This window comes from Nocardioides ferulae, from assembly GCF_003660455.1.
GTDB lineage: Bacteria > Actinomycetota > Actinomycetes > Propionibacteriales > Nocardioidaceae > Nocardioides > Nocardioides ferulae.
Genome location: NZ_QZVR01000004.1, coordinates 415485 through 432058, shown reverse-complemented (window position 1 = coordinate 432058; position 16574 = coordinate 415485). Strand labels below are relative to the sequence as shown.

Genomic DNA, 16574 nt, shown 5'->3' with positions numbered 1-16574 from the left:
CTCACTCGGCTCCCCGCTCGGCGTCGACGCCACCGACTGCGTGGGAGCCATCTTCGGCTCCGGATCACCCTCCGAGCAGCCCGCCAGCGCAACAGCGAGCACAGCGGCGAGCGCCGCGGCGAGCCGGCGGCGTACCGAGTTCGAAGCCAGGTTCACAGGTCCTCCCGAGAGGCCATGACGCCCAGACCGGAGACGTCAGCGCCGAAACTACCGCCGCAGACGTCCTCCGCGGCACCCCCAGAGTCGACTCTGTGGACAACACCCACCCAGGGTGGAAGCCGACCCACGATCGCCTCACTCGTAGGCGACCAGCACCGGCGTAGCGGTCTCCACCTCGAGCCCCACCGGCTCCCCCGGGATCGTCACCGTCCCCGCCACCGGCGCCCACGCGCCACCGTTGACCCGGAACTCCGCCGCATAGGTGGTGTCCACCCGCGGCGAGACCCGACCCTTGCGGAGATACTCATGGGTGACCTCGAGAGCCGGGTACGGTGCCCCGGGCTCGGCCGTCGCGTGGCTCGTTCCGTCGCCGAACACCCACGTGAACTCCGCCGGCCAGATCCGCAGATCCACCCGCTGCCCCAACAACGTCACCGTCTCGGTGAAGGGCCCGTTCTCGGTGTAGAAGTTCGTCGCGAAGTTCACCAGAGTGCGGCCGTCCGGTGGCTGCACCACCAACTCCGACGCCGGCAACGGCAACTCCTGGAACGCCGTCGCCACCATCCCCGGAGTGACCGTGGGGGGTGGCTCGGCACCAGTGCCGAAGACTCCGTCTCCCTCGCAGAACTCCTCCGGTGCCACACCCGTAGAGAGTGCGGTCCTCACGCAGACCGGGTCCAGGCCGGAATCGGTGACCATGACCTGGCCCGCCGTGACGGCACCATCATCCCCGTCTCCGGAGCCGCCGGCAGAACTGCCCGAGCAGACGTAAACGGACTCGATGTGCGCCACACCATTCTGAAAGACCACCTGGTTCTGCCAGGTGCATGCCGCCTGGGCCGGGGATGCCGTGGCCGACAATCCGGCGCACGCCATCGCAAGGCTGGCTATCACTCTGCCGATCATGAGTAGTAACCGATGAAGGTGATCAACCACGGTCCAGCGTTCTCGCGCGCCAGCTTGAACAGCATCAGACGGCGGTCGGCCTCATAGACAACCGGGTCTTCGCCAGCCGCCGGTACAGTCCGTCCACCGGATATGCGGACTGCGACCTGAACTCTGGCCCTTCCGGTGGTCTTGCCGGCGAGTTTGGTTCGGACGACCTGCCAGCCATGTGTGTCGAACCTGCCTCCGGCTTCGTGGACTTCTTCGATCGGACGCATGTGCTCTTCGCACTGTCGACATCCCTCGGCAGTCTTCTCCCGCATCCGAGATGTGTCTCCGCTAGCCAACGCCTCGTTGTAGCCGCGGATGAACTCCCGAACCACGTCCTCTGGGGCCTCTTCCGGAGGTGTCTCCGACTCACTCGGCTCCCCGCTCGGCGTCGACGCCACCGACTGCGTGGGAGCCATCTCCGGCTCCGGATCACCCTCCGAGCAGCCCACCAGCACCAGCACGAGCGCGACACCGAGCGCCGCGGCGAGCCGGCGGCGTACCGAGTTCGGATCCAGTTCCACAGGTCCTCCCGAGAGGCCATGACGCCCAGACCGGAGACGTCAGCGCCGAAACTACCGCCGCAGACGTCCTCCGCGGCACCCCCGAGTCCGGGTCTGTGGACAACTCGGGCGTTGGACGCCTCGGGAAGAATGTCCGGGTGGGGTCCGAGGAGCGTGCGCGGCGGCGCTGGGAGCGCGAGATGCTGCGTCGTCTCGAGGAGCTCGACCGGGTCGACCGCGAGCACGGCCTGGGCGCGATGCCGTCCTCCGCGCCACCGCCGAGGCGCCGGCGCCGGCAGCTCGGACCGGTGCTGCCCGGCCTGGGCATCGTCCTGGCCCTGCTGGCAGCCGTGATGCTGCGCGACCCGGGCATGTCCGGCGACCGGCTGCGCAGCCTCTTCGGCCTCGACGACCGGCTCTCCTCGGCGGTGGAGGCGCCCGCCGGCGGCGGGCAGTACAGGTTCGAGCGCACCCAGGCCGGCGGCGGCCAGCCGGTGACCTGGAACCCCTGTCGCCCGATCCGCTACGCCGTGAACCCCGACGGCGGTCCCGACGACTGGCAGGAGATCGTCGACGCCAGCGTCGACAACGTGACCGAGGCGACCGGCTTCGTGTTCGAGTACGCCGGCACCACCGACGACCGCCCGTTCGCCGACGACCTGCTCCGATCGCAGGAGGCTCCGGTGGTGATCGGCTGGGCCAGTGACGACGAGGTGCCGGAGCTGGCCGGCGACGTCGCGGGCCTCGGCGGCGGGGTCGCGATCGAGACCCGCCCGGGCCGGCTCGGCTACGTCCGGGGCGCGGTCGCGCTCGACACCGACCTCCTCGACCTGCTGGACGGGCAATCCGACGCGTTCGTCCAGCACCGGGCGCTGCTCGACCACGAGCTGGCCCACGTGCTCGGCCTCGGCCACGTCGACGACCCCAGCGAGCTGATGTACGCCGACAACCTGGGCCAGACCGGGTTCGGTCCCGGCGACCTGACCGGCCTCGCCGCCCTCGGCGCCGTCCCCTGCGGCTGACACGCCCGACCCCACCGGCCCCGACTTCCCCACAAGTCACACCGGGCGACCTACCCTTGCCCGAGTGCGCACCCGACTCACCCTGACCGCCGGCGGCCTCGCCGGCGTGCTGGCCGGCGCCACCCTGGCCGCCTCGGTGAGCCCGACCGGCACCCCTTCCGACGGCCCCGACGGCACGGCCAGCACCGTCGCGTCCGGCTCGTCAGGCGCCCGCCCCGACGACCACGGCACCCCGAGCTGGGCGCGGCAGGGCGGCTACCCCGACCAGACCTCGGACGGTGTCGCAGGTGAGCAGGCGGCCCGGGTGCCGTCGTTCCTGCGCGGCGGCCCCGTCACCACGAGGCAGCGCACCAGCGCGATCGCCCCAGGCGTGAGCCTGGTGCGCTGGAGCCAGCACGACGCGCGCGGCCCGCTGCGCCTCCAACTGCTGGTCGTGGACACCGACACCCCCGGCATCCAGCTCGACTACGGCGCCGCCGGACCGGTGCCCCGCACCGCCCCCGTCACCACGATCCTCAGCCGTGACGGTGCCGTCGCCGGCGTCAACGGCGACTTCTTCGACATCGGCGACACCGGCGCCCCGCTCGGCGTCGGCAGGGAGCGCGGACGACCCGTCCGCCACGCGCCTCTGGCCGGCTGGAACCGGGCGTTCGTCGTCGCCAAGGACGGCAGCCTCGACATCACCGAGGTCCCGATGGTGGCCCGGGTCCGCGAGCACCCCGACCTGACCATCACCAACGTCAACTCCCCCTCGGTCCGCTCCGGCGGCATCGGCATCTACACCGCCGCCTGGGGCCGCACCCCCGGCCGGCGAGTCACCGACGGGCAGCGCAAGCGGGTGCGGGTGGTGCACGTGCGCGACGGGCGGGTGCGCTCCAACAGGCTGCGGATGCGAGCCGGCCGCCCGCTCAAAGGAGTGCAGCTGGTCGGCCGCGACGACGGCGCACGCCAGCTCCGGCGGCTGCGCGTCGGCAGCGCCGCACACGTGCGCTGGTGGCTCGCCGGCGGCCCCCGGATGGCGATCGGCGGCAACCTGTACCTGATCCGCGAAGGAGTCCAGCTCCCCATCGACGACCGCGAGATGCACCCCCGCACCGCGGTCGGCATCGACCGCGACACCGGCGAGGTGCTGCTGCTCACCGTCGACGGCCGGCAGTCGTTCAGCCGCGGCATGACCATGGTCGAGCTGGCCCGGACGATGATGGACCTCGGCGCCGACGAGGCCCTCAACCTCGACGGCGGCGGCTCCACGACGATGGCGGTCCGTCGCGCCGGCGGGCTGCGGGTGGTCAACTCCCCCTCCGACGGGTCGCAGCGATCGGTGCCCAACGCGCTCGAGGTGCTCTACTCGCCCGGCGGCTGACCCGTCGTACGCCGCGGAGTCGCCCGGGAGCGCCCGGAGCGCCGCCGTCAGGCGGGGTCGACCGCGACGGCCGGCACGGTGAGCACCGCCACCGTGGTCATCGCGACGAAGCAGTTCAGCTCAGAGTCGGGCTTGTCGGCCCGGGCCACCCGGACCCCTTGGCCGGTGCGGAGGACGACGACCTCCTCGGGCGGGTCGCAGCCGAGATCGACGAGGGCGGCGACGACGGCCTCGTCGGGGTCGGGGGTGGCCTCGTCCACGGCCGCGGTCACCTCGTCGAGCAGCCGGTCGCTGTCGAAGCCGGCCACGAAGCGGGCCAGGTCGTCGGCGTCGTCGATCACCACGGCCTGTGGCGACACCTCGCCGCCGGCCGCCGACTCGGTGATCAGGGCGACGCGCTCGTGCGGCACGACGTCGCCCACCTCGTAGCCCGTGGCCGTCTCTCCCGGTGTCTCTCCCGGTCGCTCGATCGTCGACTCCGTCGGGGCCGGGTCCGCGACCTCGCCGCTCTCGTCGCCGCAGCCGGCCGCCAACGCCACGACGAGCACGGCCGCCGTCGGACCGGTGGCGAGCAGTCTGCTCCGGGTGCGTCGCATGGCCCTAGGACGCTACCGGGGTCTCCCGCGTTCCCACCCGTCACACTGGGTGTCCGAGACTCCCGCTCGACCGATGAAGCTCCACCCTCCCAGCGGGAGTCGCACCGCTCAGGCGGTGCATCTCCCCCCACCCAGACGAGGTCCACCCGTGCCCCGCTTCACCCGCGCCGAGCTGGAGTCGTTCCGCGACGCCGAGGTGCCCGACCTGCTCGGCCCCGACCTGCGGCTGCTGTTCGTCGGGATCAACCCCGGCCTGTGGACGGCCGCCACCCAGACCCACTTCGCCCACCCGGTCAACCGGTTCTACCCGGCGCTGCTGCGCGCCGGCGTCATCGAGCGGCCGATCGATCCGGCCGCCGGGATGACCGACGACGACCGCGACTACCTGCGCGCCCGCGGGATCGGCATCACCAACGTGGTGCGCCGCGCCACCGCGAAGGCGTCGGAGCTGACCAGCGCGGAGCTGCGCGAGGGCGGGCAGCGCCTGGTCGCCCTGGTCGAGCAGCGCCGACCGCGCGTGGTCGCCGTCGCGGGCATCACGGCGTACCGGATCGCGTTCGGGCTGCCCAAGGCCGCCCTCGGGCTCCAGCCGGAGCCGCTCGCCGGCGCCGGGCTGTGGGTGGTGCCGAACCCCAGCGGCCTCAACGCCCACGAGACCGTCGAGACGCTGGCGCAGGCGTACGCCGCGCCGGCGCGCGCCGCCGGCATCCTCTGACCGATCCGGGCCGGCCCGAGCGGGAGAGGTTTCGGGCCCGCGTCTCCGGCGCAGAATCCCGTCACGGTGCCGATGCCGTGGCGACCCTGGCACCGCCGCGACGCACCCGCGTCCGGTCGCCGCCCACTTCGCCCGGGAGAAGTCGACAGTGAACCAGGTGTTCAACCCGCCGCCCAACTGGCCGAAGCCGGCACCGGGCTGGTCGCCGCCCCCGGGGTGGCAGCCCGACCCCGCGTGGGGTCCCCCGCCGGCCGGCTGGCCGTTGTGGATCCCCGCGGGCGTGCGGCCGCAGACACTCACCGTGGGCGGACCCGTGCCCGGTCCTGCCGACCCCGGCAACGTCGGGCTCGGCGTGCTGGTCGCACTGCTGCCGATCTTCACCTGCTCGCTCGCGAGCTTCGCACCGCCGCTCCGGGCGGCGATCCGGCGGCCGGAGCCGCGGTTCCGGGCGGCGATGCTGATCACCGCCGCCGTTCTCGAGGCGGTGGCGCTGACCGGGTTCGCCCTGATCGGCACCGCCCCCGACGGCCCCGACGGCAGCCCCGAGGGGCCCGCCTCCGACATCGCCGTCGTGCTCGTCCTGGTCGCGATGGTCACCTCGGTCGCGATCGGGTTCGTCTACCTGCGCGACAGCCGGGCCCGCGGCGAGCATCGCCCCCGCACCGGCGTCTCGACCGCGGTGGCCGTCGAGCTGGCCCGTCGGGAGCGACGCGAGGAGTACCGCCGGCTCGCCCTGGAGGACCCGGGCCTGGCGCGCGGCATCCACGTCGGCCGACCCGACCTGCCGCGTGACTACGACGACGGCGGACTGCTCGACCTCAACCACGTCGACGCCGCGCAGCTGGTCTCGCTGGCCGGGCTCACCGCCGCCGAGGCGGCCGGCGTCGTCGCCGTGCGCGAACAGCTCGGCGCCTTCACGACCGCCGAGGAGGTGTTCGCCTACGCCGACCTGGGCTCCGGCGCCGCCGCCCGGCTGCGCGACCTCGCCGTCGTCCTCTGACCGGCGCGCCCGGGATCGCGGCGCGTCCCCGGCCGGCGCCGCTCAGGCCTCGGGGAACGTCTCGCCCTTGCCGAGCACCGTGATGCCGTCCTCGACGAGGAACCCGCGGGCGCGGTCCTCCTCGGGGTCGACCCCGATCCTGGCGCCCGGCGGCACCACGACGTTCTTGTCCAGGATCGCGTTGCGCACCACGGCCCCGGCCCCGATGCGCACCCCGTTCATCACCACGGACCCCTCGACCGCCGCGGCGGGGCCGACGTGGACCAGCGGCGAGAGCACCGACCGCACCACGGTGCCGCCGCTGACCACGGACCCCGGTGAGAGCACCGCCTGGTCGACGGTCGCGGGGATCCCGTCGGCACCCTGCACGACCTTGGCCGGCGGCTGTGGGCCATAGGAGGTGTAGATCGGCCAGTCGAAGTTGTAGAGGTTGAAGATCGGCAGCGGCGAGACGACGTCCATGTGGGCGGCGTAGTAGGAGCCGATGGTGCCGACGTCGCGCCAGTAGCCGCGATCGCGGGCGGTGCCACCGGGCACCACGTTGTCCTTGTAGTCGTAGACGGCCGCCTGCTCGCGGCGTACGAACGCCGGCACGATGTCGCCGCCCATGTCGTGCTTGGAGCCGATCTCGGTGGCGTCGCGGGTGACCGCCTCGACCAGCGCGTCGGCGTCGAAGACGTAGTTGCCCATCGAGGCGAGGATCTCGCCGGGGCTGTCGGGGAGGCCAGCGACGTCGGTGGGCTTCTCGAGGAAGTCACGGATGCGGGTCGGGTCGTCGGGGTGCACGTCGATGACGCCGAACTGGTCCGAGAGGCCGATCGGCTGCCGGATCGCGGCCACCGTGCAGGCGGCGCCGCTGTCGCAGTGCTGGGCCACCATCTGCGCGAAGTCCATGCGATAGACGTGGTCGGCGCCCACGACCACGACGGTGTCGGGGCGCTCGTCGCGGATCAGGTTCAGCGACTGATAGATGGCGTCCGCGGAGCCGAGGTACCAGTGCTTGCCGACGCGCTGCTGGGCCGGCACCGGGGTGACGTAGTTGCCGAGCATCGTCGAGAGCCGCCAGGTCTGGGTGACGTGACGGTCGAGGCTGTGCGATTTGTACTGGGTCAGCACGACGATCTTGAGGTAGCCGGAGTTCACGACGTTCGACAGCGCGAAGTCGATCAACCGGAAGATCCCCGCGAACGGCACCGCCGGCTTGGCCCGGTCGGCCGTCAGCGGCATCAGCCGCTTGCCCTCGCCCCCGGCAAGGACGATCACCAACACGTTCCTGCGGCGGCTCGCCGGCGACTCCGGAGTCATGGACCCACGCTAGCGGCCCGGCCGAGCCGTGGGGCGGAGCAGCGGCAACACACACGCGAACACCGCTCGGACACGGAGTAGGTTCGGGGCGTGCGAGTCGACGTGTTGAGCAGGGAGTACCCACCCGAGGTGTACGGCGGCGCCGGCGTGCACGTCGCCGAGCTCGTGCGCGCGCTGCGGCGCCGCGACGACCTCACGACCCGGGTGCACGCCTTCGGCGCGCCGCGCGACGAGGAGCTCACCACCTCCTACGCCGACCTCGCCGAGCTCGCCGACGCCAACCCCGCGATCCGCACGCTGGGCGTCGACCTGGCCATCGCCGCCGGCTGTGCCGGAGCCGACCTGGTCCACTCCCACACCTGGTACGCCAACCTGGCCGGCCACCTCGCCGGCCTGTTGCACGGCGTCCCCCACGTGGTCAGCGCCCACTCGTTGGAGCCGCTGCGTCCGTGGAAGGCCGAGCAGCTCGGCGGCGGCTACGCGGTGTCCAGCTGGGTCGAGCGCACGGCGTACGAGGCGGCTGCCGCGATCGTCGCGGTGTCGGCGGCGATGCGCGACGACGTGCTGCGCTCCTACCCTGCCGTCGACCCCGGCCGGGTGCACGTGGTGCACAACGGCATCGACACCGACCTGTGGTCGCCGGTCCACGACCCCGACCGGGTGCGTGCCCTCGGCGTCGACCCCGACCGGCCGTCGGTGGTCTTCGTCGGCCGGATCACCCGGCAGAAGGGGCTGCCGTTGTTCCTGCGGTCGGTGGCCCAGCTGCCGCCGGAGGTGCAGATCGTGCTGTGCGCCGGCGCCCCGGACACCCCCGAGATCGAGGCCGAGGTCGTCGCCCTGGTGGAGGAGCTGCGCGCCGGTCGCGACGGCGTGGTGTGGATCCGCGAGATGCTGCCGCGTCCCGACGTCGTGGCCCTGCTCACCGCCGCCACCGTGTTCGCCTGCCCGTCGGTCTACGAGCCGCTCGGCATCGTCAACCTCGAGGCGATGGCCTGCGAGACCGCGGTGGTGGCCACCCGCACCGGCGGCATCCCCGAGGTCGTCGTCGACCCGGGCGACCTCGGCGGCAGCGCCGCCGGGCAGGAGCCGACCGGGCTGCTGGTGCCGATCGAGCAGGCCACCGACGGCACCGGCACCCCCCTCGACCCCGACCGCTACGTCGCCGACTTCGCCGCGGCGCTCATCGAGGTGGTCTCCGACCCGGCGCGCGCCGCCGAGCTGGGCCGCGCCGGCCGCCGCCGCGCGATCGAGTCGTTCGGCTGGGACGCGATCGCGAGCCGCACCGTCGACCTCTACCGCTCGGTGTTGGGCTGAGGAAGCGGCTGATCGGGACGATCCTCCCCGCCGGCCCGGATCGGCAGGGTAGCGTCCGCCCGCATGACCGACCCCGCCCCTGAGCGCGCCCGCAAGCGGATGTTCGTGTTGTGGGGCGCCGGGCTCGACGAGCGGCTGCGGGACGGCGCCCTGCACGCGCGCCTCGCCGAGCGCGGAGCCTCGCGGCTGCAGGTCAACGTCGACGACGAGCGCGTCGGCGGGCAGGCGTTGCGGATCACGACCTTCGAGGAGCCGGTGGCCGCGGTGGTGAGCGTGTGGACACCGGCCGGCCCACCCGACGACGGCGTCGCGGGGCTGGTGGCCGGCGTCGCGGACCGGGTCGCCGGCTGGGACGTCGAGGAGCGGCGTCCCCTGGAGCCGCCGCGGGTGCCGGACGGCGAGCGCGCCGAGGCCCTGGCCAACGTCGCGCTGCTGCGGCGCCCGGCGGAGCTGAGCCGTGAGGAGTGGCTGCACCGGTGGCTGGTCGACCACACGCCGGTCGCGATCCGCACGCAGGCCACGTCGGGATACGTGCAGAACGTGGTCCTGCGCGCCGCGACCCCTGATGCGCCGCGGGTCGACGCGCTCGTCGAGGAGCTGTTCCCGCCGGCCGCGGCCGGCGACCTCCACGCGTTCTACGGCAGCGGCGGGGACGACGCCGAGCTGCAGCGGCGGCTGGCCGAGATGCTGGCCAGCGTCGCCAGGTTCGGCGCCGACCGCGACCTCGACGTGGTGGCCACCGGCCGCTACCGCTACGAGCTGGCCCGCGGCTGAGCTGTGCCTGGATGCGGCGCCCGACCGGGCGACCCGCCGATCGTTCACCGACACGCCGCGAAAAGGCGGGAATCGGTGACAGGTCGGCGTCCCACCTCAGCCGGGACGTAAGTCCCTGCCGGCCCCGGAGAGGCGAGGTTAGCCTCGCCTTGTCCGAGCCGGGCGTTGCGCCCGCCGGACTGTGGATCCTCCGTGGGAAGTGGAGCGCTGATGCGTCGTCGCGGCCGTCGAGCCGGGGTCGAGCCTTCCGGCACCCTGGCCGATCTGGCGCCCGGCCAGAGCGCGGAGGTGGTGTCGGTCAGCGCCGCGCAGGCCCCGCGCACCGCCCGACGGCTGGCCGAGCTCGGCTTCGCCCCCGGGTCCCGCGTCGAGGTGGTGCGCCAGGCCCCACTGGGCACCCCCGTGCTCTACCGGGTGCAGGGCTACGAGATCTCCCTGCGCCGCACCGAGGCCGCGCGCATCGTCGTCACCCGCCGCACCGCCCCCGCCGGCGCCCGGTGAACGCCTCCTGCCACGGCCCCGGCGGCGGCGACACCCTCGCCCCCGGCGTGCCCCGGGTCGCCCTGCTGGGCAACCCCAACGCCGGCAAGACCAGCCTGTTCAACCGGCTCACCGGACTGCGCGCCAAGACCGGCAACTACCCCGGCGTCACGGTCGCCCGCCACGTCGGCAGCTGCGAGGTCGGCGCGGTCAGGTTCACCGTCGAGGACCTGCCCGGCACCTACAGCCTGGAGCCGATCAGCCCCGACGAGGAGGTCGTCCTCGACGTCCTCGACGGCACCATCCCCGGTGTCCCGCGACCCGACGTGCTCGCCGTCGTGCTCGACGCGACCACGATCCGCCGCTCGCTGCGGTTCCTCACCCAGGTGCTGGAGAAGGCACTGCCCACCTGTGTGGTGGTCACCTTCACCGACGAGCTGGCCCGGCGCGGCGGCAGCCTGGACGTGCCCGCGCTCGAGCGCGCACTCGGCGTACCGGTGGCGTGCGTGGTCGCGCACCGGCGCGGCGGCCACGACGAGCTCGCCGCCCAGCTGGCCCGCTGGCAGGAGTGGCCCGAGCCGCTGCTGGCCCCGCCCACCGAGGGGGTCGAGCAGTCCGCATGGGTGGAGTCGGTGCTCGCCGCCGCCGACTACAGCGCCCCGCACCAGGACCGGGTCACCGGCGCCGTCGACGCGGTGCTGCTGCACCCGCTGTGGGGCACGCTGACCTTCTTCGCGGTGATGGCACTGTTCTTCCAGGCGATCTTCGTGGTCGCCGCGCCGCTCCAGGGGTACGTCGAGTCGCTGTTCGGCTGGTTGGGGGGCCTGGTCGCCGACCACGTCGGGCCGGCCTGGCTGGCCTCGCTGCTCGGCGACGCCGTGATCGGCGGCATCGGCGGCGTGCTGGTGTTCGTGCCACAGATCATGCTGCTGTTCCTGCTGCTGGCCCTGCTGGAGGCCTCGGGCTACCTGGCCCGGGCGGCGTTCCTGATGGACCGGGTGATGTCGACCTTCGGCCTCGAGGGGCGTGCCTTCGTGGCGCTGCTGTCGTCCTTCGCCTGCGCGGTGCCCGGCATCATGGCGACCCGCTCGCTGCCCTCGGCGCGGGACCGGATCGCCACGATGATGGGCGCCCCGCTGATGACCTGCTCGGCCCGGCTGCCGGTCTACGTCACGCTGATCGGCATCCTGGTCCCCCGTGACTCCCGGGTCGGGCCGCTGGGCGTGCAGGGCCTGGTGATGTTCGGGCTCTACCTGCTGGGCGCGGTGTCGGCGATGCTCACTGCGGCGCTGTTCAAGCGGATCGCCGACCGCGGCGCCGAGCCGATGCCGTTCTATCTCGAGCTGCCGACCTACCGGCTGCCGGTGCCGCGCTCGGTGCTGCTGGCCATGTGGGAACCCTCGAAGGCGTTCCTGCGCAAGTGCACGACCGTCATCCTCGGCACCACGCTGGTGCTCTGGATGCTGTTGAACCTGCCGCTGGCCGGGGCGGCCGAGCTCCGCTCCGCCGGCCTCGACCCCGGCGATCCCGCCGACGCCGCCGCCGTCTCGGCGTACGTCGTGGAGCACAGCGTCGCCGCCGACCTCGGCCGCGCCGTGGGCCCGGTCTTCGACCCGCTGGGCTTCGACTGGCGGGTCAACGTCGCGGTTCTCAGCTCGTTCGGCGCCCGGGAGACGTTCGTGGCGACGCTGAGCCAGGTCGACTCCGCCCAGCAGGGGGCGACCGCGGCGGAGGACGAGCCCCCCGGCAGCGACCTGGGTCTGAGCGCCGGTGTCGTCGCCGCCCTGCTGGTCTTCTACGTCTATGCGCTGCAGTGCGTGGCCACGATGGCCGCGATCCGGCGCGAGACCGGCAGTTGGCGGTGGCCGGCGGTGGCGTGGGGCTACATGTTCGTGCTCGCCTGGACGATGGCGCTGTTGGCCCGCACCGTCACCGGGTGGTGGGCCGGGTGACGGCGGTGGTGCCGTTGCACCCGGAGCCGACCGGGCGGATCTCCGAGCTGCGCTGGCGGGTTCCGGCCGGGCTGCTGCCGTTCACCGGGCCGGTCGCCGGCGTCCGGGGTGCGCTCGGACAACTGCTGCTCGACGGCACCGTGGAGACGCTGCTCGTCGAGCCCGCCGCGGTCGTCACGGTGCTCGGGCCGGGTCACGGTTGGCGCGGCGACGGCGCCCGGGTGCGCAGCGCCCTGCAGGCCGCCCTCGCCGAGCCCGCCGGGTGGCGGCCGGGGCCGGGCTGCACGCCGCTGACCTCCGACCAGGCCCTGCTGTGGGCCGCCGAGGAGGTGGTGCGCGGCCGGCTGGGCGACTTCGTCCGCTCTCACGGTGGCTCGCTGACGGTGCTCGGCGCCGACGGCGGCGTGGTCGAGGTCGCGATGGCCGGTGCCTGCGACGGTTGCCGGACGGCGGGGTTCACGCTGCACTCTCGGTTCGAGCAGGAGCTGCGGCGGCGCTGTCCCTGGTTGGACGGCGTGCGCGCGGTCCCGGCGGCCGGCCGAGCTCAGGACTCAGACTCGCCGCGAGAGGCGCGGGCCTGGGCGTAGGCGGGCTCCCGGAGCCGCTCGACCATGCGGTACTGGTCGAGGCCGGGCAGCTGGTTCCGCACCGGGTCGAAGGAGACGTCGGGGTCGCCGGCGTCCTCGTCGGAGAGCCGGAGGTCGGCGAAGTGCCGCCAGTCGCCCTGGTCGACGGAGCAGGAGAGCTCGACGGTCTGGTCGCCGATCAGCCGGGCACCGAGCAGCAGCGGCCCCGCCGGGGTGCGGTAGGGCAGCAGCGTCGTCATCGGGCGTCCGCCGGGTTCGCGACTGGCGGTGAGCACGAAGCGGCTCACCCGGCCCCACCCGGTCGAGGCGAAGAGCAGGTCGCCGGAGGTGCCGTCACCGACCGGCACCCGGACGGCGAGGCCGTGGATGTCGGGCAGCGCGCCGGGCAGGCCGATCGCGCGTGACTCGCGGACCACCACCTCGTCGATGCCGGCCATGTCGAGCCACGGCACGCCCAGCTCGGGGCTGAGCCCGTGGCGGTAGAGGCATGCCTTGCGCACCCGCCCCTGCGGATGCAGCGGCTTGCTGGCCGGCCGGACGGCGGCGATCGTGCGGGCGGCGGCGGCCAGCACGGCCCCGCCCGCGGATCCGGCGGTGCCGGCCAACGAGGTGACGCCGCGGGCGTGATCGAGGGTCGACATGCGCGGCCGGTACCCCGCCCGGGCTCGCTCACGCAGCCGCCTGGCTGCGCGACGGCGACGGCGGTGTTCCCATAGAGCCATGCAGTCCGTGCGCCAGTGGGTCGTGGTCCTCGTCGTGGCCCTGCTCGCGGGGTGCGGCCTCGGGACCCCGACGCACTCGGCCGGACCGAGCGCGGGCGACGGCCGCTCCGCCAGCGCTCCCCGCGCTGTCGGCGGCGACGACGTGGTCTACGGCGTGGTCCCCGACCTGTGGGCCGGCAGACGGCTGGGGTCTGCGGAGGCGGTGCGGCGGCGACTGCCCTACCTGGAGCGGCTCGGCGTCGACGTCCTCTGGCTCTGGCCACCCCCGCAGCGCCGCCAGGCCGGGGAGGAGTACGCCGTCACCTCGTTCACCGCGCTCGACGAGTCGTGGGGCTCCCCCGGCGACCTGCGCCGGTTGGTCGACGCCGCGCACGCCCGCGGGATGCGGGTGATCGTCGACGTCGTCGTGAACCACACCTCGCGCCGGCATCCGTGGTTCCGGCGGGCCGACTCTCCCCGGGACCCGACCTGGGACTACTACGAGCGCGATGCCGCCGGCCGCCCCGACCACTACTTCGACTGGCGACACCTGCCCAACCTCGACCTGGACCACCCCGACGTGCGCGCCCGCATCGTCGGCGCGCTGCGGCACTGGGTCACCGCCTACGACGTCGACGGCTTCCGCTTCGACGTGGCGTGGGGGCCGCACCGGCGCTCACCGACGTTCTGGCCCGAGGTCGTCGCGTCACTGCGCGCGCTCGAGCCGGATCTCTTCCTGCTCGCCGAGGCCACCGGTCGCGCCCGCTGGGTGCCGCGCGACGGCTTCGACGCCGGCTACGACTGGCGCGGCGGCCTGGGCCGCTGGGCGTGGCGCGGGATCTGGGGCGGGCGCACCGGCGCCCGGCTCGGGTCCCTGCTCCGCGAGCGGACGCCCGCACCCCTGTTCCGCTTCGTCGACAACAACGACACCGGCCGCCGGTTCGCCGACCGGCACGGCCTCGCCCAGGCGAGGCGGGCCGCGGTCGTCGAGCTGACCGTGCCCGGCGTTCCCACGATCTTCGCCGGTCAGGAGCTGGGCATCGCCTACGAGCCGTACGGCGCCGGCGAGGACCCGCCGGCGTTCACCGACCGCGGCCTGCTCGGGCTGTACCGGCGACTGGTCCGGCTGCGCGGCCGGCTCCCGGCCCTGCAGGGCCCCGACCTCCGGGTGCTGCGGGCCCGCGGCGGGCAGCTGGCCTACCTGCGCCCCGGCGACCGACCGGTCGTGGTGGTGGTCCACTTCGGCGGGGCCCGACCGCTCCGGCTGCCCGCCGGCGCGCGTCGGCTGCTGGGCGCGGATCCGCGGGTCCTCGCCGGACGGGCCGGCATCGCGGGCGACTCGGTCCGGGTCGGCCCGCGCGGGTACGCCGTGCTGGCCGCCCGGGCCGCCGGGGCCGCCGGGGACCGCTCAGCCCTGGCGCCGCCGCGCCGAGGCGCAGCCCACGCAGTGCCGTGCCGTCGGGCGGACCGCCAGCCGCTCGGGTGAGATCGCCTCGCCGCACCGCTCACAGACACCGAAGGAGCCCTCGCCCACCCGCCGCAGGCCCTCGTCGATCTCCTCGAGGTGGCGCTCGGCCAGCCGGATCAGCGCGTCGACCTGGGAGCGTTCGTAGGCGATCGTGTGGCCCTCGGGGTCGTGCTCGTCGTCGGCGTTGGAGCCGTCGGAGGCGGCCACGATCGCGTCGAAGTCGCCGCGCAGGGTGGCCAGGCGGTGCACGGTGCGCTCGCGCTCCCGCTCGAGTCTCGCCACGACACTCGGGTCAGCGGCGGTCATCGTCGGCCACCCGGGCCGGCAACCGGACCGCGAGCCGTGGCGAGCTGCCGGCGAGGGTGCCGTCGCCGGCCGGGACGGTCACGAAGTAGTCCGCGTCCTGGGCCTCGGCGAGCGGGATCTCGAACAGGTAGCCGCCCTCGGGGCCGACCTGCTGGGTCGCGACGCGGGTGCGGTCCTTGGTGCCACCGCGCCACAGCGTCACGGTCGCCCCCTCGCGCGCCGGGCGGAGGCTGCCGGTGATGCGCAGCACCCCTGCGGCCTCGTCGAGCGCCTGCTCCATGGTCAGCACCGGCAGCACCTCGACGACCACCTCGCCGGAGACGCTGCCCGCGGCCAGCGGCCGGTCGACGAACCGCCAGCGGTAGACCGTGCGCGCCGTCGGCTCGACGGTCACCCGCGGGTCGACCGCGTCGGCGGGCATCACCTGGACGGTCTGGAACTCGTCGGCGGCGTACGGCTTCGCCTCCAGGATCATCGTGGCCCGGGAGAGCCGGGCGCCGGCCGAGTCGCGGAGCGCCCCGGCGAGGGTGACCCCCTCACCGGCGACCACCTGTGCGGCGGAGGCGGTCATGGTGGCGCTGGTCGCCAGGCCCTCGAGGTCGTAGGTGGTGACGTCGCCGGGCCGGCCGATGCGGAGTGCGTCGAGGTGGAATGCGCGCCCGTCGCAGCCGAAGCCGATCGTGTAGAGCCCGGCACCGTCGCCGCCGTGGGTGGCGGCGAAGACCCGCACGGTGGCTGCGGGGGCCACATCGAGGACCTTCCAGTTGCCGATGTCGTACTGGGTCCAGGTGTAGGACAGCGTGGCGACGTCGACGGCGTGCCAGCGGCCGGCGGGCGCGGTGAGGACCGCGCGGCCGAACCACACCCGGGACGAGCCTGCGTCCTTGCGCTCCTGGAATCCGGCGTAGGCGACACCGGACGCACCACGCGGCGCGTAGACCGACAGGCCCGCGACCGAGGTGGCGAGCATCGAGTCGACGTAGTGCAGGGAGCCGAGCGCGTTGCCGCCGGCCAGGTCGTAGTGGAGGCTCCGCTCACCCGCCGGCGGGGTGGCGGGGCCACGGCCGATGTAGGGGCGGAGCGGCTCGACCGAGCGCTGGCCGGGGGCGGCGCAGCCGACGAACGAGAGCTGTGCGTCGCGCCCCTCGGGGAAGTCGGTGCCGCGGACCACCACCGTGCCGTCGGCCAGCGCGGGGGCAGCACCCAGCACGGCAGCAACCGCAGCCGCGACCGCCGCCCGCCCGAACACCGCCCATGCCCGACGCACGTCGCCTCCTCAAGACTCGCTCCCCACTGTAGGCGCGGTCCGGTCGCGCGGGGTCGCCTTTTCGGATGAGGTCTCCCGGCGCCGAAACCCGTACCCCGCTCCGAGCCTCCGAGGAGCCACCTAGGCTGA

At 74.1% G+C, this 16574-nt stretch carries 17 protein-coding genes; 10 read left to right on the top strand and 7 right to left on the bottom strand.

The window, feature by feature from the left end:
- Positions 1-294: 294 nt before the first annotated feature.
- Together D6B71_RS08310 and D6B71_RS08305 are read right to left on the bottom strand one after the other, a co-directional pair.
- Positions 295-1065 carry a hypothetical protein gene (locus tag D6B71_RS08310; RefSeq protein ID WP_121253857.1) on the bottom strand — a complete coding sequence of 257 codons (771 nt, stop codon included), beginning with the start codon at positions 1063-1065 and terminating at the stop codon, positions 295-297.
- Positions 1062-1616, bottom strand: a complete 555-nt coding sequence (locus D6B71_RS08305) for a hypothetical protein (protein WP_121253855.1) — start codon at positions 1614-1616, stop codon at positions 1062-1064. The genes D6B71_RS08310 and D6B71_RS08305 overlap by 4 nt, the downstream gene beginning before the upstream one ends.
- Positions 1617-1753: 137 nt before the next feature.
- Here D6B71_RS08305 and D6B71_RS08300 point away from each other — a divergent pair, with 137 nt between their 5' ends.
- Together D6B71_RS08300 and D6B71_RS08295 are read left to right on the top strand one after the other, a co-directional pair.
- Positions 1754-2617, top strand: a complete 864-nt coding sequence (locus D6B71_RS08300; RefSeq protein WP_121253853.1) for a matrixin family metalloprotease — start codon at positions 1754-1756, stop codon at positions 2615-2617.
- A 64-nt stretch (positions 2618-2681) separates the two neighbouring features.
- The gene (locus tag D6B71_RS08295) at positions 2682-3980 is read left to right on the top strand and encodes a phosphodiester glycosidase family protein (protein WP_121253851.1); all 1299 of its coding nucleotides are present in this window, start codon (positions 2682-2684) and stop codon (positions 3978-3980) included.
- Between the two features lie 47 nt (positions 3981-4027).
- On the opposite strand, the gene D6B71_RS08290 is transcribed toward D6B71_RS08295, so the two are convergent.
- Positions 4028-4576 carry a P-loop NTPase family protein gene (locus tag D6B71_RS08290; RefSeq protein WP_121253849.1) on the bottom strand — a complete coding sequence of 183 codons (549 nt, stop codon included), beginning with the start codon at positions 4574-4576 and terminating at the stop codon, positions 4028-4030.
- 148 nt (positions 4577-4724) lie between these two features.
- Between D6B71_RS08290 and D6B71_RS08285 the strand changes: the two genes are divergently transcribed.
- On the top strand, positions 4725-5291 hold the full coding sequence (locus D6B71_RS08285; RefSeq protein WP_206051613.1) for a mismatch-specific DNA-glycosylase: 567 nt from the start codon (positions 4725-4727) through the stop codon (positions 5289-5291).
- A 148-nt stretch (positions 5292-5439) separates the two neighbouring features.
- Positions 5440-6291, top strand: coding sequence for a helix-hairpin-helix domain-containing protein (locus tag D6B71_RS08280; protein ID WP_121253846.1), 852 nt, complete (start codon positions 5440-5442; stop codon positions 6289-6291).
- A gap of 42 nt (positions 6292-6333) precedes the next feature.
- Here the strand turns inward: D6B71_RS08280 and D6B71_RS08275 are convergent, their stop codons facing one another.
- Positions 6334-7596 carry a glucose-1-phosphate adenylyltransferase gene (locus tag D6B71_RS08275; RefSeq protein ID WP_121253844.1) on the bottom strand — a complete coding sequence of 421 codons (1263 nt, stop codon included), beginning with the start codon at positions 7594-7596 and terminating at the stop codon, positions 6334-6336.
- A gap of 90 nt (positions 7597-7686) precedes the next feature.
- Between D6B71_RS08275 and glgA the strand changes: the two genes are divergently transcribed.
- From glgA to D6B71_RS08250, 5 genes are all read left to right on the top strand, one after another.
- Positions 7687-8910 (top strand): glycogen synthase, encoded by a 1224-nt coding sequence (gene glgA, locus D6B71_RS08270; RefSeq protein WP_121253842.1) that lies wholly within the window; start codon positions 7687-7689, stop codon positions 8908-8910.
- Positions 8911-8973: 63 nt separating this feature from the next.
- Complete coding sequence (locus tag D6B71_RS08265; RefSeq protein ID WP_121253840.1) at positions 8974-9684, top strand: EthD domain-containing protein; 711 nt, start codon at positions 8974-8976, stop codon at positions 9682-9684.
- Positions 9685-9894: 210 nt separating this feature from the next.
- Positions 9895-10185, top strand: a complete 291-nt coding sequence (locus tag D6B71_RS08260; protein ID WP_121253838.1) for a FeoA family protein — start codon at positions 9895-9897, stop codon at positions 10183-10185.
- A 65-nt stretch (positions 10186-10250) separates the two neighbouring features.
- Positions 10251-12116 carry a ferrous iron transporter B gene (feoB, locus tag D6B71_RS08255; RefSeq protein WP_206051634.1) on the top strand — a complete coding sequence of 622 codons (1866 nt, stop codon included), beginning with the start codon at positions 10251-10253 and terminating at the stop codon, positions 12114-12116.
- Positions 12101-12703 (top strand): NifU family protein, encoded by a 603-nt coding sequence (locus tag D6B71_RS08250; protein WP_206051612.1) that lies wholly within the window; start codon positions 12101-12103, stop codon positions 12701-12703. Before feoB ends, D6B71_RS08250 begins: the two co-directional genes overlap by 16 nt.
- On the opposite strand, the gene D6B71_RS08245 is transcribed toward D6B71_RS08250, so the two are convergent.
- A complete protein-coding gene (locus tag D6B71_RS08245) occupies positions 12661-13344 on the bottom strand; it encodes a hypothetical protein (protein ID WP_121253834.1) in 684 nt (227 codons plus the stop codon). The genes D6B71_RS08250 and D6B71_RS08245 overlap by 43 nt on opposite strands.
- A 79-nt stretch (positions 13345-13423) precedes the next feature.
- Between D6B71_RS08245 and D6B71_RS08240 the strand changes: the two genes are divergently transcribed.
- A complete protein-coding gene (locus D6B71_RS08240) occupies positions 13424-14890 on the top strand; it encodes an alpha-amylase family glycosyl hydrolase (protein WP_164519580.1) in 1467 nt (488 codons plus the stop codon).
- Here D6B71_RS08240 and D6B71_RS08235 read toward each other — a convergent pair.
- Positions 14813-15178, bottom strand: coding sequence for a TraR/DksA family transcriptional regulator (locus D6B71_RS08235; RefSeq protein ID WP_121253830.1), 366 nt, complete (start codon positions 15176-15178; stop codon positions 14813-14815). The two genes, D6B71_RS08240 and D6B71_RS08235, sit on opposite strands and share 78 nt — an antisense overlap.
- Positions 15165-16445 carry a hypothetical protein gene (locus tag D6B71_RS08230; RefSeq protein WP_126688209.1) on the bottom strand — a complete coding sequence of 427 codons (1281 nt, stop codon included), beginning with the start codon at positions 16443-16445 and terminating at the stop codon, positions 15165-15167. The genes D6B71_RS08235 and D6B71_RS08230 overlap by 14 nt, the downstream gene beginning before the upstream one ends.
- Between the last annotated feature and the right edge of the window lie 129 nt (positions 16446-16574).